General features: G+C 64.8%; 23 protein-coding genes. 6 read left to right on the top strand and 17 right to left on the bottom strand.

Annotated features, from left to right (window positions below; genetic code table 11):
- Positions 1-152 precede the first annotated feature (152 nt).
- Complete coding sequence (locus VJ923_RS10270; protein WP_326441154.1) at positions 153-965, bottom strand: UTP--glucose-1-phosphate uridylyltransferase; 813 nt, start codon at positions 963-965, stop codon at positions 153-155.
- 149 nt (positions 966-1,114) lie between these two features.
- Here VJ923_RS10270 and VJ923_RS10275 point away from each other — a divergent pair, with 149 nt between their 5' ends.
- Positions 1,115-2,041, top strand: a complete 927-nt coding sequence (locus VJ923_RS10275) for an FAD:protein FMN transferase (RefSeq protein ID WP_326441156.1) — start codon at positions 1,115-1,117, stop codon at positions 2,039-2,041.
- A gap of 193 nt (positions 2,042-2,234) precedes the next feature.
- A complete protein-coding gene (locus VJ923_RS10280; protein ID WP_326441158.1) occupies positions 2,235-3,158 on the top strand; it encodes a MarR family transcriptional regulator in 924 nt (307 codons plus the stop codon).
- Positions 3,159-3,294: 136 nt separating this feature from the next.
- Here VJ923_RS10280 and VJ923_RS10285 read toward each other — a convergent pair whose 3' ends face one another.
- Genes VJ923_RS10285 through VJ923_RS10295 form a run of 3 tightly spaced genes read right to left on the bottom strand, consistent with a single transcriptional unit; the run spans position 3,295 to position 6,384 of the window.
- Complete coding sequence (locus VJ923_RS10285) at positions 3,295-4,044, bottom strand: hypothetical protein (RefSeq protein WP_326441160.1); 750 nt, start codon at positions 4,042-4,044, stop codon at positions 3,295-3,297.
- Position 4,045: 1 nt separating this feature from the next.
- Positions 4,046-5,881, bottom strand: a complete 1,836-nt coding sequence (locus VJ923_RS10290) for an FAD-dependent oxidoreductase (protein ID WP_326441162.1) — start codon at positions 5,879-5,881, stop codon at positions 4,046-4,048.
- A gap of 5 nt (positions 5,882-5,886) precedes the next feature.
- Entirely contained in the window at positions 5,887-6,384 is a 498-nt protein-coding gene (locus tag VJ923_RS10295; RefSeq protein WP_326441164.1) for an FMN-binding protein, read from the bottom strand.
- Between the two features lie 327 nt (positions 6,385-6,711).
- Between VJ923_RS10295 and VJ923_RS10300 the strand changes: the two genes are divergently transcribed.
- Positions 6,712-7,821 (top strand): DUF5692 family protein, encoded by a 1,110-nt coding sequence (locus VJ923_RS10300; RefSeq protein ID WP_326441166.1) that lies wholly within the window; start codon positions 6,712-6,714, stop codon positions 7,819-7,821.
- Positions 7,822-7,931: 110 nt separating this feature from the next.
- On the opposite strand, the gene VJ923_RS10305 is transcribed toward VJ923_RS10300, so the two are convergent.
- Positions 7,932-8,843, bottom strand: coding sequence for a radical SAM protein (locus tag VJ923_RS10305; protein WP_326441196.1), 912 nt, complete (start codon positions 8,841-8,843; stop codon positions 7,932-7,934).
- Positions 8,844-9,062: 219 nt separating this feature from the next.
- On the opposite strand from VJ923_RS10305, the gene VJ923_RS10310 reads away from it, so the two are divergent.
- Positions 9,063-9,395 carry a winged helix-turn-helix transcriptional regulator gene (locus tag VJ923_RS10310; RefSeq protein ID WP_326441168.1) on the top strand — a complete coding sequence of 111 codons (333 nt, stop codon included), beginning with the start codon at positions 9,063-9,065 and terminating at the stop codon, positions 9,393-9,395.
- 978 nt (positions 9,396-10,373) lie between these two features.
- Here VJ923_RS10310 and VJ923_RS10315 read toward each other — a convergent pair.
- From VJ923_RS10315 to VJ923_RS10370, 12 genes are all read right to left on the bottom strand, one after another.
- A complete protein-coding gene (locus VJ923_RS10315; RefSeq protein WP_326441170.1) occupies positions 10,374-10,565 on the bottom strand; it encodes a CcmD family protein in 192 nt (63 codons plus the stop codon).
- A gap of 30 nt (positions 10,566-10,595) precedes the next feature.
- Positions 10,596-11,363 carry a cytochrome c biogenesis protein gene (locus tag VJ923_RS10320; protein WP_326441172.1) on the bottom strand — a complete coding sequence of 256 codons (768 nt, stop codon included), beginning with the start codon at positions 11,361-11,363 and terminating at the stop codon, positions 10,596-10,598.
- A gap of 12 nt (positions 11,364-11,375) precedes the next feature.
- Positions 11,376-12,233 (bottom strand): heme exporter protein CcmB, encoded by an 858-nt coding sequence (locus VJ923_RS10325; protein ID WP_326441174.1) that lies wholly within the window; start codon positions 12,231-12,233, stop codon positions 11,376-11,378.
- On the bottom strand, positions 12,234-12,980 hold the full coding sequence (locus VJ923_RS10330; protein ID WP_326441198.1) for an ABC transporter ATP-binding protein: 747 nt from the start codon (positions 12,978-12,980) through the stop codon (positions 12,234-12,236).
- Complete coding sequence (locus tag VJ923_RS10335) at positions 12,952-15,237, bottom strand: heme lyase CcmF/NrfE family subunit (protein ID WP_326441176.1); 2,286 nt, start codon at positions 15,235-15,237, stop codon at positions 12,952-12,954. The genes VJ923_RS10330 and VJ923_RS10335 overlap by 29 nt, the downstream gene beginning before the upstream one ends.
- A 3-nt stretch (positions 15,238-15,240) precedes the next feature.
- On the bottom strand, positions 15,241-15,906 hold the full coding sequence (locus VJ923_RS10340; protein ID WP_326441178.1) for a cytochrome c maturation protein CcmE domain-containing protein: 666 nt from the start codon (positions 15,904-15,906) through the stop codon (positions 15,241-15,243).
- 386 nt (positions 15,907-16,292) lie between these two features.
- Positions 16,293-17,567, bottom strand: coding sequence for an ammonia-forming cytochrome c nitrite reductase subunit c552 (locus VJ923_RS10345; protein WP_326441180.1), 1,275 nt, complete (start codon positions 17,565-17,567; stop codon positions 16,293-16,295).
- A gap of 67 nt (positions 17,568-17,634) precedes the next feature.
- Positions 17,635-18,537 carry a 4Fe-4S binding protein gene (locus VJ923_RS10350; protein ID WP_326441182.1) on the bottom strand — a complete coding sequence of 301 codons (903 nt, stop codon included), beginning with the start codon at positions 18,535-18,537 and terminating at the stop codon, positions 17,635-17,637.
- On the bottom strand, positions 18,534-18,785 hold the full coding sequence (locus tag VJ923_RS10355; RefSeq protein WP_326441184.1) for a chaperone NapD: 252 nt from the start codon (positions 18,783-18,785) through the stop codon (positions 18,534-18,536). Before VJ923_RS10355 ends, VJ923_RS10350 begins: the two co-directional genes overlap by 4 nt.
- A gap of 2 nt (positions 18,786-18,787) precedes the next feature.
- Positions 18,788-19,120, bottom strand: coding sequence for a hypothetical protein (locus VJ923_RS10360; protein ID WP_326441186.1), 333 nt, complete (start codon positions 19,118-19,120; stop codon positions 18,788-18,790).
- A 9-nt stretch (positions 19,121-19,129) separates the two neighbouring features.
- The gene (locus tag VJ923_RS10365) at positions 19,130-21,670 is read right to left on the bottom strand and encodes a molybdopterin-dependent oxidoreductase (protein WP_326441188.1); all 2,541 of its coding nucleotides are present in this window, start codon (positions 21,668-21,670) and stop codon (positions 19,130-19,132) included.
- 95 nt (positions 21,671-21,765) lie between these two features.
- Positions 21,766-22,386, bottom strand: coding sequence for a 4Fe-4S dicluster domain-containing protein (locus tag VJ923_RS10370; RefSeq protein WP_326441190.1), 621 nt, complete (start codon positions 22,384-22,386; stop codon positions 21,766-21,768).
- A gap of 250 nt (positions 22,387-22,636) precedes the next feature.
- Between VJ923_RS10370 and pdxR the strand changes: the two genes are divergently transcribed.
- Together pdxR and VJ923_RS10380 are read left to right on the top strand one after the other, a co-directional pair.
- A complete protein-coding gene (gene pdxR, locus VJ923_RS10375) occupies positions 22,637-24,034 on the top strand; it encodes a MocR-like pyridoxine biosynthesis transcription factor PdxR (protein WP_326441192.1) in 1,398 nt (465 codons plus the stop codon).
- A gap of 260 nt (positions 24,035-24,294) precedes the next feature.
- A partial coding sequence (locus tag VJ923_RS10380) for a tyrosine-type recombinase/integrase (RefSeq protein ID WP_326441194.1) occupies positions 24,295-24,688 on the top strand: 394 nt, incomplete at its 3' end.

Raw genomic sequence — 24,688 nt, forward strand, 5'->3', positions numbered from 1 at the left:
CGTCAGTATAACAGCCGCCCTTGAATTCCCTATGATGGACCCATGGTGAACTTGTGGATTCAGAGGCTCATCGTTAAGTAATTCTTCATATTTAAGAAGAATTCCCACCAGCGGCAACACCCTCTTTTCAACGTGCGACGGCGAGTGCCGCCTTAGGCGTTCTTGCGCTCGAAAAGCACGTTGTTCGTCTCGAGCCAGCTCTCCACCGTACCGGTGTCAAAGCCGTCGGCCGGGTCCACGATGAGCGCGTACATCTCTTCTTCTTGAAGCACGGCGTCCAAAGCGTCGGTGAGCTGAATCTCGCCGCCCACACCCGGCTTTACATCGGCCAGAAGCTCCATGACCCGCAGGCTCAGAAGGTAACGACCGAACACGGCCAGATTCGACGGCGCGTCCTCAAGCGCCGGCTTCTCCACGAGCGAGTCCACCTTCCACACATCATCGGCCACCGCCTCACCGGCAATAACACCGAAGCGGCTCACCTGGTCGTCGGGCACGGGCATGACGGCGATGACACTGGCTCCGCCATGCGCGTCGGAGACTGCCTTCATGGCCGGCAGCATCTCGTTGCCCGGCACGAGCACGTCGCCGAGCAGTACGTAGAAGGGTTCACCGCCGGTTTTTTCCGCCGCGCAGCGCACCGCGTGCCCCAGCCCTAAGGCCTCTTCTTGATACACGTAGCTCACCGGCAGGTTGCCGACGTATTCCACCGCATCGGCGTAGGCGTGCTTGCCGCGCTCGTGCAGCAGCGCCACCAGCTCCGGGTTGGGCGCGAAGTGGTCCTCGATGGCCTTCTTGTCGTGGCTGTTGATGATCACGACCTCGTCGGCGCCGGAAGCCAGACCCTCCTCCACCACGTATTGGATGGCGGGACGGTCCACCACCAGCAGCATCTCCTTGGGCTGAGCCTTCGTGGCCGGCAGAAAGCGGGTGCCGAGGCCCGCTGCGGGAATAAGTGCCTTCATCGAGCGCCTTTCTCTTCGCGTTGCGACTCCTAATGGGCCTATGATACAACACCCCGCCCCCGCCCCGTGCTTTTTCACCTATACTGCTTCCCATGAATAACGCTCAGAGGGAACATAGCGACCCCATTCCCGCAGAGGAGTTCTGCGAGATGCACCCTGCCGCCGACGGCAAGCCGGCCGGCGTGCGTTTCCTTGCCTTCAACACCGTCATCGATATCGAGGCCTACGGAGATAAGGCAACCTGCACGGCGGCTTTCGAGGAAGCGCGCTCGCTCTGCCGCCTCTACGAGCGACTACTCAGCCGCACGCTGCCCCATTCGGATATCGCCCGCATCAACAACGCCCAAGGCGCGGCCACCGAGATCGACCCTCTGACCTACGACCTGCTCTCCAAGGCGCTTGTCTACTGTGCTGAAAGCGAAGGCGTCTTCGACATCACCGTCGGCCCCGCCGTAAGACTGTGGAACTTCCACGAGGGCGTTGTGCCCGATGCCGACGAGCTGGCTGAAGCGGTGCGCCACGTCGATTGGCGCGGACTCAAGCTGTGGGAAGCCGAGGGCGGCCGCTTCGCCCAGCTGGCCGACCCGCAGGCCGCCGTGGACGCCGGCGGCATTGCCAAGGGATGGATCGCCGATGCGCTCGTTGCGGCCATGGAAGCTCGCGGCCTTGCGGGCATCATCGTGAACCTCGGCGGCAATGTTGCCGTGAGCGGCGCCAAGCCCACCGGCGAGCCTTGGCGCGTAGGCATCCGCGACCCTCGCGAACCCTCACAGCTCATCGGCGCCGTGCCCCTCGCTTGCGGCTCCGCTGTCACCAGCGGCGTTTACGAGCGCTGCTTCACCGCCCCCGACGGCACCTTCTACCACCATATTTTGGGCCCGCACACCGGCATGCCCGTCGAAACCGATGTGGCCGGCGTCACGGTCATCTGCGAAAAGTCCATCGATGCCGAGGGCTTTTCCACCACGCTGCTCGCCCTAGGGCTCAAGCGCGGCCTCGCCCTCGCTTGCCGGCACCCCGAAATCTCTCAAGCTTTCTTCATCGACGCTGCGGGCACCATCACGGCCGCCCGCTAGGGGCCTCCTCGACACCGACTTCGCAGACAGCTCGTCGAGCGCATAGACCGCAGAAAAGTTGGGCGGAGGCCCGATCGCAAAACCCTGTGAAGTCTTTGTATCGGGGAAAAATCAGCGAGACCGCCGACTACCTACGAGCGGTACAATTATCATTACTCTGATGAACTAACCAGCGAGCGTGCGAAAGGGAGCAATGGTCGAGGCCGCCAGCAAATTCAACTTGGATTCAACCTATTTCGTCGCCTTCGAAATGGCTCACGAGGCCTTGCGCCGCGGACTGGAGAGCGCAAGCAAGCTGAACATCACCCAATACCGCATCCTCACCAAGCTCATGCAGGCTGCCGAGCCCATGAACCAGGGCAAGCTCGGAGCGCATTTGGGTATGAAGCCCAACGTGGTGACTCAGGCCGTGGATGCCCTAGTACTGCACGGACTCGTGACCCGCAAGACGGGCTCCGCCGACGGACGCACGCGCTTTCTCGCTGTCACCGAGGCGGGGGCCGAGCATGTGGCTGCCGTGAACCAATCACTCGTGGAGAGCCTCTACACTTCCTTCCCCACGAGCAACCCCACCTACCGCACCATCCTCGAAGCTGCCGTGTCCGCCGGCGCGGCCATTGAGCCGCCGCTGAACAAGCAGGCTGCCTCGCGCTTCCCGGCCTCGCGCGCTTTGGTGTCCGTCGAGCTTCTGCGCACCGAGACCGAGCGCACCTTGCGCGAGGCCACAGGCGCCTCCATGAACGAATGCCGCATCGTCCAGCGCCTTGGCGAATCGAGCCGGCCCGAGCGCGTGGGAGCCCTGGCCGACGCCCTGCTGATGTCGCCGGTTAACGCCGCCCGTGCCGTGGACCGCCTAGTGCAGCGCGGTTGGGCCAAGCGCCTGAAGTCGCCCCGCGACAAGAAGGCCGTTTACGTGGCCCTTACCGATGAAGGCGTCTACGAGGGCTTCCTCATCGGAGCCACGGTCAACGAGCTGGCGGCCACGAAGCTGTGGGCAAACCTTTCGCCTATCCAGCGCGATGCCATAGAGCAGATGGGACACGTCGTCGTGGCCGACCTGGATGCCCAAAGACAAGCGAAGGAGCAGGCCGAGTACGACCTGCTCCAGGAAATCTAACCCCCGATTTTTTGCAAGAAACCTGCGTTTGTTTGCACTTCTCACGCGTCGCCACCGTCCATAACGGCGTTTTTCGGCACTTTTTCTCCCCGTTCTACTCCCTCCGAAGGCATCAACTGCAAACAATCACGCTTTTTTAGCAAATCTGGGGAGAAAGCTCGGCGCAAGGGGCCGGCTTGCTCACATAGGCCTTGGCGCCGAAAAGCATCACGAGGTTAACCGCGAGGTCGGCCGCGAACCATCCGCCCAGCACCGGAAGGCTCACACTGGCCACATTCAAAGCCGAGAAGGTGCCAATCGTGAGCACCATGACAGCCAGCCCGCACACGGCCGTGGCCACGATGAGGCTCACCTCCAGGCTGCGGCCCGCGCGAAAACGTGCCACACAGGCGCACACCACCATGGATGCAGCGCCAAGCAGCGTGCCCAGGAAGGCCGCGAACCCGATGACGCCCACAATGATCACTGGCAGTCCCGGCAGCTTCGAGCTCATAGAGCCCACTTGCACCGCCGACAGAATGCCGAGCACCACCACGACCAGGCACACTAGCGCTACCAAAGCGGTGGCCCAGCCCCACAGAAACGCCGTGCCGGGCCGGGCCTGTCCATCGCCGCGGGCCACAAGCGCCCCGTAGAGCACCGCCCCGGCCGTGGACACGCACAGTGCAAGGCCCGCCGCGAACAGGAAGGCCACAAAGGCCGAGCCCGTGAGGATCGAGCAGATCACATCCAGAATGGGCACCCCGGACACGGAGATGTAATCGAAGGCGAGCACCCCGGTGCCGCCGGCCACGGTAAGCCCGATGCGTCCCAAAAGCGCGATGACCAGCGCAATGGCGTACAGCGTCAGAAACGGCCGCGCCATGGATTTCATATCAGCCCTCATATTAATCTCCCATCTCGTTTTCCACTGCGGAGGTTCCGCAGAGGTAGCCGCCGCAGAAGGCAAGGCCCACGTCGCCCATAAGCGAACCCAGAATGGGATCGCCGATGTAGCTGTTCTCGCCGCAGGCACCACCGGCGGTGTGCCAGCCGGCGTACAGACCGGGAATCACGCGGCCGTCGGTGCCCACCACCTGCATCTGGTCGTTGATGAGCAGGCCAGCCTTAGTGCCGTACAGGTTGCCGCCGATACGGCAGCCGTAGAAGGGCGGCTCCACAATAGGGTGCAGCCACTCGGCGGGCATGGGGTACAGAAAGTCGTCCTCGCCCCGCTCGCACGTCTCGTTCCACTTCGCCACAGCTTCGGTGAGCACGCCCTCGGCCAGGCCCAAATCGCGCTCCAGCTCCTCCAAGCTGTCGCGACGCTTCAGCACGTCGGCGTCGATGGCGTCCTGCACGCCGTGGTGCCAGTCGCGGTAGTGCTCGGGCACCTTCTCGATCTGCTCCAGATCGGGCGTGATGAGCTTGCGGCAGTGCTCCTGGGCGAACCCGGCCAGATGGTCCTCGTAGTTCGCATCGAATATGATGTAGGAGCGGTGCCCCGGAGGGGTCATCTGGATGGTGGCCAAGTCCCCCAACGCGTAGATGGCGTTCGCGCCGTCCTCGCCCACGCGGGAGTCCATGTAGCGCAGGCGGTTGCCGCACCGGTCGATGGTCAGCCACGGTTGGCGCGAGAGCTGGGTCATGCCGTCGTAGAGGAAGCGCGCCCAGGTGCCGCCCTCGGCCTGCCAGTCCACGCCGCCGTCGAAGGAGGCGGAGCTGTTGAAGCCGGATACATCGGCACCCACGCCGAGCCCCATGCGGAAGCACTCGCCGCGCTCGCCGGCCGTCAGATAGCTGGAAGCGCAGCCCATGGCCGCCGTGGGAATGTACTTGTCGAGCAGCGCCTTGTTGTTGCAGAACCCGCCGGCGGTGAGGATGACGGCGTTGCGCGCGTGAATGTAGCGCTCGGTCTCGTAATCCTCGTTCACCACCACGCCCACCACGCGCCCATCGTCATCCCGCACAAGGGCGACGGCCGGGCTCTGGAAATGGAAGTCGACGCCATGTTTGTTGCCGTAGTTGTACATGGCATCGGTGGCGTCCTTCATTTTCAGCACATGATGATCGAGCGTCGAGCGCTTCGGGGCCACGTACACCGGCACCTCGCCGAGGCGCCACTGCACGCCGCAGTCGGCCATCCAGTCGAGGGACTTGCCGCCCTCGGTGGCTATCTTATATATAAGGTTCGGATCGGCCGCGTAGTGGTACTCGTCCATGGCCCAATCGGTGAGGGCCTTGGGGTCGAAAGGATAGCTCGGGAAGGCGAACTTCTTCTCCTCTTGGCCCGAGTACCCGCCGAGAATGCCGCACATACCGGCTTCCTGGGCGTTGCCGCCGGGAAGGCCCATGGCCTCCACGCAGATGGTGTCGGCGCCGAGCTGCACGGCGCGGGCGGCTGCGTTCAGGCCGCCGCCGCCGGCACCCACCACGCAGATGTCGCACTCGTAGTCCCACGCATCGGGCACCGCCCGGGGAGGAATGGGCGAGGCGTCGTTGGCAGGAAACGAGCTGGCATTGTGCTCGCGGTAGGTGCCGTCGGCAGCGGTGGCATTGGTGCCTGCGGAGGGCTGCGCCTCCACGGCCGCAGAGCCGTCGGATTTCCAATTGGCAGAGCGCTCCTCGGCAGCGAAAGCCGCCTCTGCGCTCACGAGCGACGCCACCGCAGCAGCGCCGGCCACCGCCGATCCGGCCAGAAAGTCGCGGCGGGAAAGCCCACCCGAGTTGATTGTCGTGCCCATGGCTCTTAGGCCCCCTCTCCAGAATCAGTTGTCGTCCCACCGGCCTCAGCCTGGGCCAGGGCGTCTTCCACCGCCTGCTTCACGCCGGCCGTGGTGATGGTGGCCCCGGCGATGGCGTCAATGTCCGCGCCCTGGGCCTCTTCGATCATTTGAGCATAGCGCCCGTCGCGAATGGCCTCGTAGCCGCCGCGGCTCTGGCTTTCCCCCTCCTGGGTCGTTTCCAGGCAGGTGATGCGGCCGTCGTCCACGAGCAACGTCACCGTGATGGCGCCCTCCATGCCGCGGCCCTGGCCGGTATACACCCCGTCGACCAGGTTGCCCTCGGCGCGCTTGCCCGCATCCGCCGTGGCCTCCACAGCCCACGGATCGTCGGTGCGCAGGGCCAGCTGCTCGGCCGAGGCGGCGTCTTTTGAGCCCGACCCCTCGAAGGACGCGCCACAGCCGGTAAGCCCCAAGGCCAGGGCTGCCGCGCTACAGGCGATTGCCGTCGTTGCGCGCTTCATATTCCCTCCTATCATTCGGTACTGCCTTCTTGTTATTTCTTCGTGAAAGTTTTCTTTTTTTTACTTTCATGAACTTTATGACCGAAAGGATAACAGTGTTTTACCCGTATATCAATGCTTTGTTGACTCTTTATTCGATTTTGTCAACTATTACCAACTTGATAATTTATGGATATTGACTGAAGAGGCGCGGAAGTGTAAGGTACGGCGCAGCATCAGAAAGATGTCAGGCGCAGCCGGCGCGAGTGGGTCAGCGAACCACGCTTACTGCTCCACCCGCGGCGCGCTACGCGGCACTAAGGCAACCGGTCCTAAGGAGGGATCAATATGCTATTCGACGTGTACGGCCCTAACGCCGTCTACCAATGGCTCGGTCTGGCCATGGTCCTCGTTCTGCTCATCGTGCTGAACGAATTCGCCCGCCGCACCAAGTTCGGCGGCTGCTTCATGTTCTTCGGCGTATGCGGCGTCATGACCGTGTACTGCCTGGCCGTGGAAATCGGCGCGGCCATGGGCGCCGAGTGGGCGCTGACCAACCCCACCCACACCGATATGAACAGCTGGTTCCACTACGCGAAGGTGTACGCCGCCACCGCCGGATGCATCGGCTTCATGATGATCAAGTACTCCTGGGGCAAGATCGGCCGCGCCCATTGGTTCAAGGCCTTCCCCTTCATCATCGTGGCCATCAACATCCTCATCGCCGTGGTGAGCGACTTCGAGAGCGCCTTCCGCGCCTTCGGCACCACCTGGGTGTCCTCCGAGGGCGTCACGCTGTACGGCGGCTGGCACAACGTGTTCAACGGCATCGCCGGCATCATCAACATCTTCTGCATGACCGGCTGGTTCGGCATCTACATCTCCAAGAAGCGCCAGGACATGCTGTGGCCTGACATGACCTGGGTGTTCATCATCGCCTACGACCTGTGGAACTTCTGCTACACCTACAACAACCTGCCCACCCACTCCTGGTACTGCGGCGTGGCGCTGCTTCTGGCCCCCACCATCGCCGGCCTTATCTGGAACAAGGGCGGCTGGATCCAGAACCGCGCCTTCACCCTGTCTATGTGGTGCATGTTCTGCCAGATGGTTCCCATGTTCGCCAACGACTCCATCTTCGCCGCCAACTCGGTGAACAACCCGAACGTGAACCTCGTGGTGTCGCTTCTGGCCCTGGGCGCGAACATCGCCGCCTTCGCCTACATCATGTACCGCGCCAAGAAGCTCGGCGTGAACCCCTGGATGCAGGAAGTGTTCGTGGGCACCAAGGACTTCGTGGCCGCCATGAAGCGCCGCGCCACCACCGCCTACCTGGTGGAGACCGAGCCCAAGAGCGCCTCTGCCGCCGAGATCGCCGAGATGGTGGCCTACAACGAGCTGCCCGCCGAGGGCACCCCGGGCTTCGTGTACGTGGCCGTGGAGAAGGACGAGCAGTAACCGATCGCGCGACCGGCCAAGCAACCGCCGTCCGGGCCCTCATCGCCCGTACCTCCCCACAAGGGGGATCCGCACCAACGCGGATCCCCCTTTTTTCGTTTCGCCCACCCTTACAAATGCCGCAGATTGACACGATAGCTGCGCAGGCGCTCCTCCCCGACATCGGAGATGACGACATCGAGGGCCGCGATGACTTCCTCCCGCTGCTCGGGTAAGCGGCCACGCAGCATCACCGGATTCGACGCGCCCAACATGGCGAACTCCACGGGGATGGAGAGCCGCGAGACCAGCTCCTTCACCTCCTCGTACTTCTCCACCTCGCGTGCCTCGCGCCACCGCCCGGCCGCAATCTCCCCATACAGCGCCGAGCTTCGGTAGATGGTGAGCATGTTCGCGCCGATGAGCCAGGGGCTCGTCCGATTGAAGACGCCCGCCGTTGCCCGCGCCCCCTCGATGCCACACCCGGCACCCGAGATACCGACGAGGTAGAAGAACGCGTACGAGATGCCCGCAGCATCGAGCCGCGCGCACTGCTCGACGATGTCCTCGGCCCCGTAGCCCTTGCCCATGAACGCAAGGGCCGCCTCGTCGCCGGTCTCCACGCCGATGGTAAGGCCTTCGAACCCCGTCGCCGCGAGCTCGGCCAGCTCGTCATCGGTCTTCGCCGCGACGTCGGTTATTCGCGCAAAGCACCCGATGCTCTCGCATTGCGGAAAGTAGGTGCGCACCTTCTCGGCGATCTTCAGCAGATGTGCCGCCTTCAGGCCGAAGGGGTTCGCGCCTGCCAAAAATATCCGGCTCGTTCGTGCGCCGGGCAACGCGAACAGGCGCTCCTCCGCCTTTCGGAGCGGATCGTGGTACCACGTCTGCGCCTCCAGAAGATCCGCCTCGATGTCCTCCAAAGGCGAGGGGCGGAATTTGAACGGCAGGTCCTCGTACAGCGTGCAGAACTTGCACCGATGGTGCGTGCACCCCGCTGTCGCCTCGATGATGAGCGAGTCCGCCTCGTAGGGCGGCGCCAGATCGTTCCCGTGTAATGCATAGCAATCCTCTCTTTCCCGTGTTCGACGCGGCCGGGAAGGGCACCGTCAGCGCCAGACTTTTCGCTGGCGACGGCCTCGGCGCACTCGTCGTCACTTTCAGGCCGGTCCATTCGCCATCGATCCGTTTTCACCATCATGCTAAGATTGCTATCAAATTTGAAGTACTGTCTTTTTCTGGAGTAGATAGGAGAACGGCCTGTGGCACGCAGACGGGGCGATGAGGTGGAGCGCTGCAAGTCCGTTTCCACCATCCAGCGCATGATCGGCGGGAAGTGGAAGATCGAGATCCTCTTCTACATTGCCCTCAAGGAGGTACGGCACTTCGGCCAGCTTAGACGCTGCATCGGGAACATATCGGAGTCCACCCTCTCCAAGCAGCTTAAAGAGCTGGTAGATGACGGCTTTCTCACACGCACCGATTTCGGCGAGGTGCCCCCGCGCGTGGAATACGCCCTCACCCCTCGCGGCGAGAGCTTCGTACCCATCCTCCTCGCCATAAAGCAGTGGGGCGAAGACGAGCTGGGGCTCTAAGACAACTGCTCGAATCAACCCTGGACGAAACCCCTTCACCACGCTTGTTCTGCTTTGAAAATGACGGGTAGCGTAGTTTTTTGAGACCGGAATGCGCTATGGCAATTAGCCTGCCCTCGAAAATCCCAGGTCAGCGACTTGCGCCCAAACGCATCCCCATCGGCAGACTACGCTACCCGTCATTTTCAAAGCAGAACAGCCACATCGGGGCATGCGGCCCGCTCCGTTTTCAACAGCGGAGACAAGCACGGCATCCGACACATTGGCGATTGGCCAGGTGTATGCTGGACAGCTTCTGGCCAGCGGCTGCACGGCGCTCAGATAGTCCAAGGCCGGCGAGCGCAGCGTCAATGTTGCTTGAAATAGCTTCTCGAACTTTTTGGGGAGTTGGTTAACCGGAGGAAACCACGGACAGCATTGCGGCCCTTGCGGCGGGGGCGCACGAGGTGCTCCCTCCGAATTTCATTCCGCACTCGGAAATCATCCGCGAGCTCGCCGAGCCCCACGCCCTTATCCAGGCGACGGCACCCATGGCCTTCCCGCGCACCCGTGAACGGGAGACGGATTCCCTCGTTGCCATTATGGAGGCGACGGGCACCGAGAACGGAACTATCGTGACGCCGGGGGGAATACGAGCGCATGGAGACCGACGCCGGCCCCATCAACGTCGTTCCTGAATGGAGATGGTTTCTGAGGGGCAAAAGACCACGCGCAAAAAACATCGCGCAAAGCAAAAGGCGGCCGATCCGGGGAGGACGGCCGCCTTGCCTGCAGTCTCGGTTGCCGCTGGAAGGAAGGAGGAGGAGGAAGGGCGGCCCCGAGGAAGATTTCGAGCTGTGCTCTGCAACCATAATACAAAGAAGCCCGCTTAGGCGTATCACCTAAACGGGCTATATTGTCTCCCGCCTCACAGTATAGGACGGGCTTTGTTGCGCGACGGGCGCCCTTCACTCGAAGAGAGCGCCGGACGCGGACATGCTACTCGGCCTTCGCCTGCTGGTCGGCCACGGCCTCCTCCAGCAGCATCAGCTGGCGCTCGGCCTTCTTCGTGCCGCGGAAGATCATGAGCACGTACACGAGCAGGGCCACCCACAGAAGCGCGTAAGCCGCGATGACGTAGGGGGCGGACGGCAGGATGGTGGAATAGATATCGGCAAGAATGGGATTCATGATTCGGCCTTTCTCTTGGGCTTGCAGCGCTTAGCGCTCGTCGTCGATGGTTTCCTTCAGCGCCTCCACGCGCTGGGTGAGGCGCACTTGGTTGAAGCGGGCGCGGTACAGGGCGAAGCCCACGAGCATCATGCCAAGGGCGCACAGGCCCACGCACAGGCCCATCTCCGGACTCATGCCGCCCTCGCGCAGCACCACCGGGTGGATGGACGACGGGATAAGGCGCGTGATCATGAAGCAGATGGGCACGTCGATGGTGGCAATGATGGCCACCACGGCGGCAAAGGTGGCGCGGCGCTCGGGCTCGTCCACCGAGCTGCGCAGCACAAAGTAGGCAATCACGATGAGCATGAGAATGAGGTAGGTGGTCAAACGCGGCTCCCAGCTCCACCACACGCCCCACTCGAAACGCGTCCACATCTCGCCGGTGATCATGGTGAGCGCCACGAACAGAAGCGCGATTTCCAGGCAGAGGCGCGAGCAGGTGTCGAAGCGCTGGTTCTTCGTCATGAGGAAGCGCACGGCATAGTAGCAGCCGAAGCCCAGAGCGATGAACGAGGTGATGGCCACGGGCATGTGGAAGTAGAAGATCTTCTGGGAAAGCAGCATCTTCTGGGACACCATCACGTCCCCGATGAGCTCGGCACCGTTCACCGCCGCGCCGCCCACCGGCGCCACGGTGAAGAACGCCATGAGGAACCCGATGGTAGTGAGCACCGCACCGGCAATGAGCGCAGGTGCGGTGAGCTTATCGGGCCACTGCCCCACCTCGGGCAGCTTCAGTTTCTTATCGGACACACGTCCTCCTTCCTAATTAACAACGAAATCGTACAGCACCCAGCTAGCCAAGATCATCACCACATCGTAGCCGGCGCCGAGCGCGAGCGATGTCGCGAAGCCGTCGGCGAACACGTCGCCGCCCACAAGCGCACAGGTGGTAGCTGACACGCAGGCATACAGCAGCGGGAAGATCACCGGCACGAACAAAAGCGCCAGCATGACGTCCTTGCCGCGGGTGGAAGCCGTGATGGTGGACAGCAGCGTGCCGATGCCGGCGATGCCAATGCTGCCCAGAAGCAGCGGTATCACGATCATCCAGCCCGTGCTGGCCGGCGCGGCGAAGCTCGCAAAGAACAGCCAGTAAAGCGGGACGGCGATAACCTCTACCAGCGCCAAGAACACGAAGTTCGAAGTGGCCTTGGCCAGAAAGATCACGCCGCGGTCAAGCGGCGCGAGCAGCAGGCCCTCAAGGCAGCCGTTCTCGGTCTCTTTGGCAAACGACCGGTTCAGCCCGAGCAGCGAGGTGAACACCACGAGTGCCCACAAAAGACCGCCGGACACCTCCAGAAACTCCGAGCCGGGACGGGCGAAGGACAGCGCCACGCCGAACACCACAATGACGAGGAAGGCGTAGATGCCCATGGACACGATCATGTCCTTGGTGCGGAACTCAGCCTTAAGGTCCTTCGTGAGCAGGGTCTTGTACTGCGTAAATGTCGACGGCGGCTTGCAGAGAGCGCTGCGGCTCCCTCCGCGCACAGCCGCGGGGCATTCCGATTCGCTCAGACAGTCCTCGCTCTGCGAAACAGCCCACTGGGCTGTTTCGTTCGCTGCGGAACTCGCTCGGTCGGAACGCCCCGTATCGACGGACTGCATTTTCTCGGTCATTTAGCTCACCCCTAGTCCGACGGTGGAGCGGTACAGCTCGCGGAATCCATCAGGGGCGAGCTCGTCCTTCTCGGCGAAGGTGACCACGCGGCCGCGAGCGAGAACGAGCACGTGGCTCGCGAGCGCGAGGCCCTTGTCCAAGTCGTGGCTCACCATGACGAAGGTACGGTCCTCGCGCACCGATTCGATGAGCTCGTCGAAGATCTCGATGGCGTGGGGGTCGAGCCCCGAGTAAGGCTCATCCAAGAGCACCAAAGACGGATCGTTGATAAGCGCCCGGGCGATGGAGGTGCGCTGGGTCATGCCGCGGGAGAACGTGCGCACGCGGTCGAGGCGGCGGTGCTTGAGTCCCACCGCGTCGAGCAACTCCAGCACGCGGGCGCGGGGGTCGCGCACGCCGTAGAGCTTCGCGTACAGCATAAGGTTCTCTTCGGCGGTGAGGTCGGGGTAGAGCATGGGGTTGTGGGAGATGAGGCCGATAGCCTCGCGGGCCTTGTCCGGTTCCTCCTTCAAGTTGATGCCGCCCAGCTCGATAGCGCCCCCCGTGGGGCGCGACAAGGTGGCCAGCATGCGCAGAAGCGTCGTCTTGCCAGCGCCGTTGGGGCCGAACACGGAAAGGAACGCGCCCTGCGGAAGCTCGAAGGACACGTCGTCGACGGCCTTACGGCCGCCGAACGACTTCGTCAGATGCTCGACCTTGAGCGCCGCGGTCACGACGCTACTCCCCCGCCTTGGCGGCAGCGGCATCGGCATCGGCCGCCGCATCGCCCTCGGCGTCCTCGACCACGGCCACTTCCTCGGCCACAGCTTCCTCGATGAGGCCCTGCGGCTCCTTTTCCACAGCATGCTTCTCCTCGCCGATGAGCTGGCGCAGCGGCTCGTCGTCGGGCGCAGCGCCCTGGCGACGCTCGGCGCGCTTGGCGAACAGAGCCAGCAGCGCACCGACCATGAGCAGCGCGAAGCCCAGCCACACGAAGGAGATAAGCGGGTTCACGCGCACATCCATGGAGAAGGCGCCCTCGTCGTTCACGCCGCGGTAGACCACGAACAGATCCTCCAGCGGGAAGCCGATGACGCTCGCCTCCAGCTTCTGCTGCTGGGTGGCGGCCACTACCTGCACGGCCGGGTTCACCGAGCCGACGAACTGGCCGTCGCGGGTCACGTCGAAGGTAAGCGCATAGCGCACGTTGCCGTTACCGAGCTCATCGATGGAGTTGCTCGTATAGGTGAGCTGGAAGTCCTGAATGTCGAAGGTCTCGGAAACTGAGTCGGACTCCTCATCGTAGGGCAGATACCCCGTGATCTCGGTCACGTACATGGACGAGCCGATGAGGCCCACGAGAATGATGCCCATGGCCGCATGGCTCACCGAGCCGCCGAACAAAGCCAAGCGACGGCGGAACCGACCCGTGCGCTTCAGGTTCTTAAGCGAGCGCACCGCCATGAACAGCGCGTTGAAGAACAGAAGGCTCGCCACCAAGAAGCCCACAACCGCCAGGCCGTTGTAATAGATCGGGTTGCCCTGCTCGAGCAGGCCCGAAGCCTGGGTGCCACCCATGTCGATCATGGCTTGATAGCTGGGCAGCAGGTAGGTGACGAAGTAAATCATGAGCACGATGAACAGCGCCAGCGCACAGATGGCGGGCACCCGCGCGGTACGCCAGAAGGCAGCCTTATCGGTGCGGCGCCAGCCCAGAAGCGGACAGATGGCGAGCACGGCCAGATAGGCGATGCCAAGGGGGCGCGCGATGGCGTTGTAGGTGCCGGCCGAAAGCGACTGGCCGCCGAAGGGCAGCCAGCTCGGCAGGGCCGAGGACACGGTCATGTAGGCCAGAAGCACGGCGAACACGATCATGATGAGGTTGTTCACGTAGTAGGCCGCCTCCTTCGACGCCATGGACTCGATGTCGTCATCGGCCGCATCGGTGGCACCGAAGCTCTTGCGACGCACGAGCAGGCCCACGATGCCAGCCAAGATGGACAGCACGATGAGCGCGCCGAACAGCACGAGCGAGACCGGGTCGCCCTCGAAGGCGTGCACCGACTGCACCAGGCCCGAACGGGTGATGAAGGTGCCCAGCACCACGAAGCAGAAGGTGAGGCAGGCGCAGAACACGCTCCAGCGCTTGAAGGCGCCGCGCTGGCGGTACACAGTGAACGAGTGGATGAGGGCCACGCCCACCAGCCACGGCAGAAGCGAGGCGTTCTCCACCGGGTCCCAACCCCAGTAGCCGCCCCAGCCGAGCACCACGTAGGCCCACACAGCGCCCAGGCCGATGCCGATGCCCAGCAGAAGCCAGGAGAACATCAGGTAGGGCGTGGAGCGGTTGACCCAGGCCGTGGAGTCATCGTTGACGATGAGTGCCGAGATGGCGTAGGCAAACGGAATGGTAAGACCCGCGTAACCGACGAACAATGTCGGCGGATGGATAGCCATGGCCCAGTGCTCGAGCAGCGCATTCATGGAGCGAGCCGAGGCCATGACCGACAGCGTGCCATCTTCGCCGAAGTAGCGGGAGTCGGTCACGATGAAGGGCATGTTGCCCTCGGAGAACAGCAGCACCGACACGAAGGCCGTGAGCACAATGGAGGAAATGGCCAGGGCCCCGTTGTCCAAAGGCCGGGTGTCCTTGCGCGTAGCGAACACGAGCACGGCGTTAAAGACGGCGATGAGCCAGGCCCAGAACAGAAGCGAGCCCTGGCGTCCCGCCCACAGACCCGCCAGCTTGTAAAGCCACGCTTCGGGACTGGTGGACGTGGAACGGTTGTCCAGCACGTACTGAATGGAATTATCGCCCGAGAAGAAGCACCACACGAGCACGGCGCAGCACACCGTGAGCGCCGCAGCCGTCAGCACGGCGGCCACGCGCCCGCCCCAGGCGAAGGTGTCGGAACGCTCAAAGGAGCGCTTCTTGTAGAGCACATGGGCCACGCCCAGGCAGAGCACCGAGATGACGCAGCCGGCAAAGGCCACCAGCAGGCCGAGAAGTCCTATGGTCGACATGGGTTAGCCCTCCAGTGCAACATCGGTGGCGGTGAACTTGCCGTCGGCGCCTAGGGAGCCGGTGAGTACCACCTTGGAACCGTCGGACACCTCGTCGGACAGGGCGCCCTCGAAGATGACGGGCATGGTCTCGCCGCTCTCGGCATCAACGATGACGAAGCGGTCGCCCTGGCCCGCCGCCGTGAGCGTGCCCGGCGCGATGGGGCCGGCCACCTTGACGACCTTGCTATAGACGCTCTCGCCATAGCCCAGAAGCTGGGCGACCGTGAGGGCGTTATCGGCGTTCTCGTACTTCGACGGACACTTGGTCACGAGCTCGGAGCACTCGAGCACGCCGGCCTCGTTGATCTTGCCCGTGCAGATGGCCGTGACGTCGTTACCGAAGGTGGACGAGGCGGCGCCGTCGTAGCGCACCTCGAGCTGGGTGCCCGGGTCGCCGTCCGGATCGTAAATCTTGAAGGTGAGCACGTCGTCGCTCGTGGCAAATGAATCCTGCACCACGTTGCCCGACACCTGCACCTTCTGACCGGCCTGAGGATTCTCGGCGGCCTCGGCAATGCTCATGGTGGTGGCAGCGGTGTTGCCGCCCACAAAGGCGAGCACCAGGATGAGCACGATAATGATGACGCCGGATACGGCGATCATCCTCTTCTTCATCTTAGCGTTCATAGTCCTCCTATGTTCCCTAGCTGCTAATGGGCGGACCCGCCTCCCCACAAGGCCCGAACGTTATCTCGCCTATTTTACGCAGTTGGCGCCGATGGCGGCGAGAAGCAGTTTCGGCTCTACCATTTCCCTACAACCATTGCGGCTTTGCAATGCAGGCCGCACGCCAATGCAGGCCGCCCCTTGCGACGCAGGCTGTATGCCCCACGCCCGCCGCCACGCTAAACCTTATCCCGAGGGCAGAGTCAAGCGCATCGCCCAACCGGGGTAATTCCCCCGTCCAGCCCTACGCAAAAGCTGATGGTTTAAAAGCAGAAGGCGCGCACCGTCTTCGGATGCGCGCCTCCTGCAGCACCGGAGGGAGGAGCCGGTGCGGAATTGTCGGGCTGCTAGTAGGCCATGTTCAGCAGGGCGTAGCCGGCCTTCAGCTCGTCCTCGCACTTGTCGAGGTTGTCCTGGGCCAGGCCCGGGTTGTGGGCGCCCTCGGAATTCTCCACCATCACGAAATCCCAATAGAACTGCGCGTGGCGGTGAACCTGCTGGGCCTCGGCGAGGGTGTCGGCGTCAAGGCTCTCGCGCTGGGCGGCGAGCTCCTTGATGTAGGCCTCCAGCTTGGCCGCCAGCTCGTGCTCGCGGTCGGTGGTCTCCTTCTGCCATGCCACAATCTGGCTCGACAGGTCGGCATGGCATCCCTCGCACTTCTCCATGATGGCCGGGTCCTCGGTAGGGTTCACCAGGTTGTGAGAGCTGTACTCGGTGCCGTCTTCCGCCGTAGCCGGGGCCATGTGACAGTCGGCGCAGCTGTAGCCCTGCTTGGCCATGGAGGACTGGGCGCCGCCGTAGATGGTCTCGAACTCGGGATGCTGGGCCTTCAGCATGGGGGCGCCGGTCTCGGTATGCTCCCAGTCCTTGAAGTCCATGGCGTCGTAGTAGTCGAGCATGGCCTCGGCGGTCATGGCCTCAAGCCCCACGTAGGGGTTCGACGTGGCCTTGGTCTCCGGGTAGAAGTAGTACTCGTTGTGGCACTGGCCGCAGGTCTCGGCGCTCACGGACACCGCATCGGCATCGGCGCCCAAAGCGTCGGCGAAGTGCCTCTGGGTGACGACCACCTTCGAGGGGTCGTTCTCGTGGCAGTTGTAGCAGCTGATGGGCTCGGTCATCTCCATGAGCACCTCGGCGAAGGGCTTCTGGTACGCCGCATCGCCCTCGGAGTTCACCATGGCGGTGTACTGGGGCGTCTTGCAGGTGAGGCAGTTCGCCAGCGTATTCTCGTTCACGCGCGGCGTCTCGGAGACCGACTGCAGGGTGTAGGCGTGGCTCGCGGCCTCGTCATAGCCCTTGGCGAACCCGTAGCCGGCGTACATGGTGACGAGCTCGGGGTACTCGGTCAGGTAGTCCTGCTTGCCCTCGGGGCTGTTGGACTCGTTGGCCTTATAGGTCTGATACTGGTTCGGGTAGATGTCCTTCCAGGAATCGGCCACCACCACGCCGAAGGAATCGGCTTCGGGGGTCTCCGCCGGCGCCGCTGCCGCCGGGGCGTCGGCCCCTCCCCCGGACGGCGCCGCCGCAGGCTCGTTGCCTGCGGGCGCGCAGGCGGCAAGGGCGGCCACCAGGGCCACCGTGGTCGCGGCAACGGCAGCGGCCTTATAGGTCGATCGTTTCATCGTTCCCTCCTTCAATCGTTTGCTTCTCTGATGGCCGCCCTCCGGCGACCGCAACGATACCTGAAGCTTAGCGCGCCGCTCCCCTCGGCGAAAAGGGACGGTTTCGGTCATATTCATGGGGATGGCAGCGGCCAGACCGTCCCGGGCGGAAGCGGAGGGCCGAGGCGGGGCACGCGTCCACGCAGGCACCGCAGGCCATGCAGTCGCCGGCGCGCACGACGGCGTCCTCCCCCGCTAGCACCGGCGCGAGGATAAGGGGATCGGCCAGGCACACCTCGGAGCACTTGTCACAATGAATGCAGGCATCGTGGTCAATGGCGACGTTCACCTGGCCCGCGCGTCCGAGCACCTGGAAAACGCCCCCGAGCGGGCAGAGCGCGCGGCACCATACGCGCCGGCTGACGAGCAGCTCGGCGATGATAATGGCCGCAAGCGTGCCAGCCCCCGCGAAACCGCCGAAAGCGAGCCCCTTGTTCACCGCGCCGATGGGAGAGACGGCCTCGAAGACGGGAAATCCCACGAACGCCGATGCTGCCACCACGGCCGCGGCCACGGCGATCTTGGCCCGGCGGTCCACGGTGCGCTCCGGCACGGCGATGCCGACGCGCCGGCGCACTGCATCCACGCCCTCGCCGATAAGGTTCACCGGGCACACCCAGCCGCAGAAGGCGCGACCGCGCACGAGCCCGTAGACCACGACGACGAGCAGCGCGCCCATCAGTGCCGATGCCGTCAGGAGGCTGCGCGAGGCCGCCATCGCCTCCAGGGCCGCCAGCGGATCGAGCAGCGTGACGCCGGCGGCGCTGGAGGAGGACAGGCTGCCGAAGAAGACGCCCTCGGCCGGTGTGGCCACCTCCCCATCGCCGCCCGCGAACAGTCCCGCCAGACCCCATCCGGCCAACAGCGGCGGCAGGCAGAACAGCGCCAGCATCCCCACCTGCACCACCCGCCGCACCACCGTTATCTTCATAGTGTCTCGTCCTCGAAGTTCACGTACACCAGGTTCACGTTCAGCACGCCGGGAACGGCCACGATACGACTCGACACCGCGCGGGAAGCGCCCGTGGAGGGAGCCTCGATGGTGATGACGATCTTGTAGCCGCTCACCTCGTGCACTTCCACGCCTTCCATGGCCTCAAGCGCCCGACGCACCGCGTCCACCGCCTCCGGCCGCGCCTCCACCACCAGCGACGAGATGACCACCTTCTCCGCTTCCATGGCTACGCCTGCTCCACAGGATGACAGGTGATGCACTCGGCGCGGGGACCGTCCACCGCGCGCGTGGACACGTCCCCGCCCGCGTAGTGATCGGCCGGCAGCGCCGGCGCCTGGGCCAGGAACACCTCGGCCGCGTCGCTCGAGCCGTGGCAGCCGTAGCAGCCGTTGGCGCCCAGACGCTCGTAGCGGCCCTCGTGGCTCGCCGTCATGAGCGGCGGCTCGCCGGGGTTGTAGACAGCGCCGGTATCGGCCATGGGCGCAGAGCACCCGGCCAGGGCGGCAGCACCAAGAACGCCCGCGAGCACGAGCGCGGCAAGGCAGTTCGACTTCTTCATGACATCCCCCTAGATCTTCTCGATGCGAACGCAAGTCTTCTTGAAATCGGGCTCCTTGGAGAGCGGGCAGTAAGTGTCCTGCACCACCAAGTTCACCAGGGTCTCCTCGGCGAAGAACGGCGCGAACACCATGCCCTCGGGCGGGCGCGTGCGCCCGGCGGTGGACACCGTGATGTCGCAGGTGCCGAACCGCGAGGTCACCCGCACGCGGTCGCCGTCGGCCACGCCGAGCCGCTCGCAATCGGCCGGATTCATGTCCAGCAGCGCCTCGGGCAGCGCCCGGGAAAGCTCGGGCACACGCCGGGTCATGGAGCCGGTATGCCAGTGCTCCAGCAGACGGCCCGTGGAGAACCAGAACGGGTACTCGTCGCTCGGCTCCTCCGCCGGCGGCTCGTAGGGGCGAAACACCACCGAGGGGCGCGCGTCGGCCGACTTGTAGAAGCTCACGCCACCGGCCTTGTCGTGCTCGCCGTAGACCTCCACGCCCAGCTCGTCGAAGCCGTCGGCCTGGGGGCCGTCGCAGAAGCGCCACAGGGTGGGCAGCCACTTCCCGTCCACCTCGCGCACCGGCCAGGTAAGGCCGTGGTTGTGGATGTACTCCTCGTAGGGGGCCAGCTGCTTGGCCTCCATCTTCAGCTTCGCCTCGGCGTTGATGGCCGCCGCGTCGGGGTTCAGGTCGGGGTTGGAGAAGGTGCGGTACTCCTCCCAGATGCTCGCGCACACCTCGCGGTCGGTGCCCTTGAAGGCGGCCGCGTCGGCATCGTACCAGGCGCCGAACAGGTGCTCGAAGGCGTCCTCGCCGCCGATCTGCTCGCCGGCCAGCACCCGCTTGGCAATTTCCATGAGCATCCACAGGTCCCACTTCGCCTCGCCGGGCGCGTCCACGGCCTTCTCGAACACGGCCGTGCGGCGCTCGCCGTTGCCGAAGGCGCCCTCGCGTTCCACCCACATGGCCGCGGGCAGCACCACGTCGGCGTACTGGCACGACAGCGTCGGATACACCTCGGCCACGCAGATGAAGGCGTCGTTGATGCCCGCAAGATCGCCCTTGCCGAGGAAGCGGGTGAGGTTGGGCATCGACACGGCCCAGTTGTTGTGGGCGCTCCACAGAAAGTCGATGTTGCCCTTGGAAAGCTCGCGGAACATCTTCACCGTGTGGAAGCCCGGCGTCTCGATGGCGTCCAGGTACCCGTTGGGCAAGTCCCAAATGGCCTCGGTGTAGCGGCGGTGATCCGGGTTCTTCACCACCAGATCGGCGGGCAGGCGGTGCGAGAAGGTGCCCACCTCGCGGGCCGTGCCGCAGGCCGTGGGCTGGCCGGTCAGCGAGAAGGCGCCGTCGCCGGGACGGGCGTAGCGGCCGGTGAGCAAATGGATGTTGTAGATGCAGTGGTTCATCCAGGTGCCGCGGTTGTGCTGGTTCACGCCCATGGTCCACAGGCTCAGCACCTTGCGGCTCTTGTCGGCGAACACCTCGGCCAGCTCTTGGATGTCCTCGGCCGGCACGCCCGACAGCTCAGAGGCGTACTCCAGCGTGTAGGGCGCCAGCCGCGCGGCGAAGGCGTCGAAGTCGATGGGCTCCACGTTGTCCACCGCCTGGCCGATGTCGCTCTTGTCGTAGCCGTCGTCGGTGGCGTTGCCGATGTTTTCCGTGCCCTGCTTGAACTGCACGTGGTCGGCGACGAAGTCGTGGTCGTACTTGTCGTTCACGATAAGGTAGTTGGCGATGGCGTTCGCGATGGCGATGTCGGAGCCGGGACGGAAGGTGAGCACCTTGTCGGCCGAGGCCGAGGTGCGGGTGGTCATGGTGGTCACATCGTAGTGGCGCACCGCGTCGTCGGCGAGCTTGCGGGCCGTCAGGCGCGAGTACAGCATGGGGTGCGCCTCGGCCATGTTCGCGCCCCAGGTGACGAACACGTCGGTCTCGTCGATGTCGGCGTAGCAGCCGGCCGGCTCGTCGGTCTGGAACACGTTCATGAAGCCCACAACGGCCGACGCCATGCACAGGCGCGCATTGGGGTCGATGTTGTTGGAGAGCAGCCCCGCCTTCCAGAACTTCGCCGTGCAGTAGCCCTCCACGATGGGCTGCTGGCCGCTGCCCCAGAAGGCCAGGCGGCTCTTGTCGGCCTTCCACGTGTCGCGGAGCTTGCCCGCCACCAAATCGAGCGCCTCATCCCAGGTGGCCTCGCGCAGGCCCCCATCGGTGCCCTTGGTGGATTTGTCGTCGCGGATGAGCGGGACGGTGAGGCGATCCTCGCCGTACAGGGCCCCGGCCAGGTAGTAGCCCTTCACGCAGTTCAGACCACGGCTCGAGCCGTTCTCCGGGTCGCCGGTGACCGAGATCACCTTGCCGTCCTTGGCCTCCACGATCACGCCGCAGCCGCAGCCGCAGAAGCGGCACACGCCCACGGTCTTCACGGTGTCGCCACCCGAGGCGGCCGCGTCCCCGCCGGTGCCCGCCAGCGACGAGCAGCCCGCCATGGTGCCGGCGGCCGCCGCCGAGGCGAGGGCCACGGCCGTGGTCTTCACGAAGTTGCGTCGGGTCAAATCCATAGGTTCCCTCCCTTATGACAGGGGGCTTGTCCGCCCCGCGTTACCGAAATGTCTTCCACAGAGATGCGAGTGCAAACCGCCCCGCAGCGCCGCCGCTATCCCGCCCCTTCCCGCAGAGCCACATAGGCGTCCTCGTCAGTCCCCGTCGGCACCACCACGATGGCCGGTGCGGGATCGCCCACCGGGCAGCGCTGCTCGCACAGCCCGCAGCCGGGGCACGAGCCATCGATGACGGACGGCGCGAACACGGCGTGGATGTCGTCGCCCTCCCGCGGGCGGTAATCGATGCGGATAGCCTCGTCGATGAGCGGGCAGACGCGATAGCACACCTCGCAGCGCATGCCCTGGAAGGAAAGGCACGTCTCCTCGTTGATGCGCGCCACGCCCATGGCTGCCGCCGTCCGCTCGGACGGCACCGCGAGCGCGCCCGTGGGGCAGGCTGCGGCGCAGGGGAAGTCCCGGCAAAGGCGGCAGGCCTGGGTCCGCGCGTTCACGTAGGGAGTGGAAGCCTCGCGCCCGGCGTTCAGCGGGGCCGCGTGCACGGCCTGATACGGACATGCTTCAAGACAGCGGCCGCAGCGGATGCAGCGGGCCGCGAAATCGGTCGGAAGCCCGGCTCCGGGTGGACGCAGCAGGGGCGCAGGCGACGGGGTGGCGGCCAGAGCCGCGCCGGCGGCGAAGACGAGGACAGCCCCGGCGGCAGCGACGACGTTCATGGACAGGCCCCCCTCCCTTTTCGATAGGGACGATCGAGACCCGCCCCCGTGACGGCCCCAGCATACAATGGGGACAGTTGGCCGAAAAAGGGACGGCAAACCGCGAATATATGGGGACGATTGGCCCATTTGGGGACGCTTTCCCAATCTTTGTTGGGGACGGTTCGGCAATCGATGGGGACGCATTCACCTGATGTCCTCATTTTGCTACCATGACCCCATGGCATGCCCCATCGGAAAGGAGGCACCGGTGCACCTCGACGACCGCCTCGATGCGCCTCTCTACCAACAGCTCTTCGACCAGCTGCGCCGTGATATCGAGGAGGGCGCCCGGCCCGAGGGGTCGCGTCTGCCGCCGATCCGCTCGCTGGCCGCCGATCTCGGCTGCGCCCGCAACACCGTGGAGAACGCCTACGCCCTGCTCGCCCAGGAGGGCTATGTGCGAAGCCGCCCCGGGTCGGGCTATATCGTGCAGAACGTGGCCTACCTGCAGGCCGATCCCGACCGCGACGCGCGGCCGCCCGAGCCCCTGCTGGGCGCCGATGCCGACCGCGCACGCTACGACTTCACCTACGGCAACCTGGAGCCGGGCACCTTCCCCGCCGCGGCCTGGCGCGCCATCACCGACGACATCCTGCTGTCGGTGGAGGCCGTCGGCTGCGACGCCTACAACGACCCCTTCGGGGAAGAGGGGCTGCGGGCGGCCATCGCCTGGCGGCTCACCACCCAGCGGGGCATCGACTGCACGCCAAGCCAGATCGTTGTGCAGGGCGGCACCCAGACGAGCGTGCAGAACCTGCTCGCGCTCTTCGACGGATCCCGTGACCGCGTTGCCATGGAGGATCCGGGCTACGACGGCGTGCGCACGGTCATCGAGCGGGCGCGCTTCTCGCTGGCGCCCTGCCGCGTGGGCCTGGGAACCGACACGTTCGTAGCCGATCTGGAGGCCTCGGGCGCGCGCTTGGCCTACCTCACGCCCTCCAGCCAGTTCCCCACCTGCCGCGCCATGCCCACCGACACCCGCGAGGCCGTGCTGCGCTGGGCTGAGCGCACCGATGCCTACCTCTTGGAAGACGACTACTGCCGCGATTTCCGCTACCGCGAGCGATCGCTGCCGCCTCTCGCCTCCATGGACGCCCGGGGGCGCGTGGTGTACATGGGCACGTTCTCGAAGTCGCTCTCGCCGGCGCTGCGCATGAACTACCTCGTGCTGCCCGAGCCGCTGCTCGAACGCTGGCGCGAGGCCTTCGCGAGCTCGTACTCGCCGGTGCCGTGGCTCAACCAGCGAGTGCTCGCCCGCTTCATGACCGACGGCTCGTGGGACCGCCACCTGCGCCGGGTGCAGGCGAAGAACCGCCGCAAGTACGAGACGCTCACCCGCATGCTGCGCGCCACCATGGGCAACGACGTGGAGATGATGGAGAACGGCACGGGGCTGCACCTGCTCGTGCGCGTGCGCGACGGGCGCCCCCAGGACGAGCTGGTGCGCATCGCCGCCAAGGCCGGCGTGGCGGTGTATCCCACGAAGAAGTACTGGATGGACCCGGCGGGGCATCTGAGCTCCACCGTGCTCGTGGGCTTCTCCTCCATCGCCGAGGACGATATCGAGCCCGGCATCCGCGCCCTGGCGAAGGCATGGTTCGGGTAGGGCGACTCGGCCGAGAACAGCCCACGGAGCCGTTTCCCTTCGCAGGGCGCAAACCCCCGCGCATCCCCCATCAAACAAGAAAGGACCCCCGTTGTCGGAGGTCCTTTGGTTTCTGTGGTGGAGACGTGTTTCAACCAAGCGAACAATGGTCACCAACGGGAGGAAGTTCGTTTCCGTCGTCCGCTACTGACAGCGCAAAGAGATTGAGAACGATTCGTAAACGGGATTATCCTTCTGCCGCACCGACGGAAGGAGACGCCATGAACTACGCATCGTTGACCATATCGAACATCGCCTGGGACCACTACCTCCCGGCCAAGCGCCAGAGGCGGCGCACGAACACCTGCGACGGCTACGAGAGCAGCATTAGGCTGTACGTCGACAAACGATGGGGCGGCATGACCATCCCCGAGATCGAGCCCGACGACGTGCAGGAGTGGGTGGACGAGCTTGCCAAGACCGACGCGGGGCCGGGAGGGGCCTGGAAGGCCTACAAGTGCCTGCGCCAGATCGTGCGGTGGGCGCTGGCGAAATGGAAAATGCGCGTCTACGACCCCACCCAGCATATCGAGAAGCCCAGGGTTCCCACCTACAAGCCAGACACGTTGACCCACCGAAGGCTCAAGCGCCTCATACGCGGCATGGTGGGCTGCG

The organism is Adlercreutzia shanghongiae, from assembly GCF_035830635.1.
GTDB classification, from domain to species: domain Bacteria; phylum Actinomycetota; class Coriobacteriia; order Coriobacteriales; family Eggerthellaceae; genus Adlercreutzia; species Adlercreutzia shanghongiae.

Excerpts from the sequence above, each read along its gene's own strand:
- VJ923_RS10270 (WP_326441154.1), bottom strand. The coding sequence starts at position 965 with ATGAAGGCACTTATTCCCGCAGCGGGCCTCGGCACCCGCTTTCTGCCG.
- VJ923_RS10275 (WP_326441156.1), top strand. The coding sequence starts at position 1,115 with ATGCACCCTGCCGCCGACGGCAAGCCGGCCGGCGTGCGTTTCCTTGCC.
- VJ923_RS10280 (WP_326441158.1), top strand. The coding sequence starts at position 2,235 with ATGGTCGAGGCCGCCAGCAAATTCAACTTGGATTCAACCTATTTCGTC.
- VJ923_RS10285 (WP_326441160.1), bottom strand. The coding sequence starts at position 4,044 with ATGAGGGCTGATATGAAATCCATGGCGCGGCCGTTTCTGACGCTGTAC.
- VJ923_RS10290 (WP_326441162.1), bottom strand. The coding sequence starts at position 5,881 with ATGGGCACGACAATCAACTCGGGTGGGCTTTCCCGCCGCGACTTTCTG.
- VJ923_RS10295 (WP_326441164.1), bottom strand. The coding sequence starts at position 6,384 with ATGAAGCGCGCAACGACGGCAATCGCCTGTAGCGCGGCAGCCCTGGCC.
- VJ923_RS10300 (WP_326441166.1), top strand. The coding sequence starts at position 6,712 with ATGCTATTCGACGTGTACGGCCCTAACGCCGTCTACCAATGGCTCGGT.
- VJ923_RS10315 (WP_326441170.1), bottom strand. The coding sequence starts at position 10,565 with ATGAATCCCATTCTTGCCGATATCTATTCCACCATCCTGCCGTCCGCC.
- VJ923_RS10325 (WP_326441174.1), bottom strand. The coding sequence starts at position 12,233 with ATGACCGAGAAAATGCAGTCCGTCGATACGGGGCGTTCCGACCGAGCG.
- VJ923_RS10330 (WP_326441198.1), bottom strand. The coding sequence starts at position 12,980 with ATGCCGCTGCCGCCAAGGCGGGGGAGTAGCGTCGTGACCGCGGCGCTC.
- VJ923_RS10335 (WP_326441176.1), bottom strand. The coding sequence starts at position 15,237 with ATGTCGACCATAGGACTTCTCGGCCTGCTGGTGGCCTTTGCCGGCTGC.
- VJ923_RS10340 (WP_326441178.1), bottom strand. The coding sequence starts at position 15,906 with ATGAACGCTAAGATGAAGAAGAGGATGATCGCCGTATCCGGCGTCATC.
- VJ923_RS10345 (WP_326441180.1), bottom strand. The coding sequence starts at position 17,567 with ATGAAACGATCGACCTATAAGGCCGCTGCCGTTGCCGCGACCACGGTG.
- VJ923_RS10350 (WP_326441182.1), bottom strand. The coding sequence starts at position 18,537 with ATGAAGATAACGGTGGTGCGGCGGGTGGTGCAGGTGGGGATGCTGGCG.
- VJ923_RS10355 (WP_326441184.1), bottom strand. The coding sequence starts at position 18,785 with ATGGAAGCGGAGAAGGTGGTCATCTCGTCGCTGGTGGTGGAGGCGCGG.
- VJ923_RS10360 (WP_326441186.1), bottom strand. The coding sequence starts at position 19,120 with ATGAAGAAGTCGAACTGCCTTGCCGCGCTCGTGCTCGCGGGCGTTCTT.
- VJ923_RS10365 (WP_326441188.1), bottom strand. The coding sequence starts at position 21,670 with ATGGATTTGACCCGACGCAACTTCGTGAAGACCACGGCCGTGGCCCTC.
- VJ923_RS10370 (WP_326441190.1), bottom strand. The coding sequence starts at position 22,386 with ATGAACGTCGTCGCTGCCGCCGGGGCTGTCCTCGTCTTCGCCGCCGGC.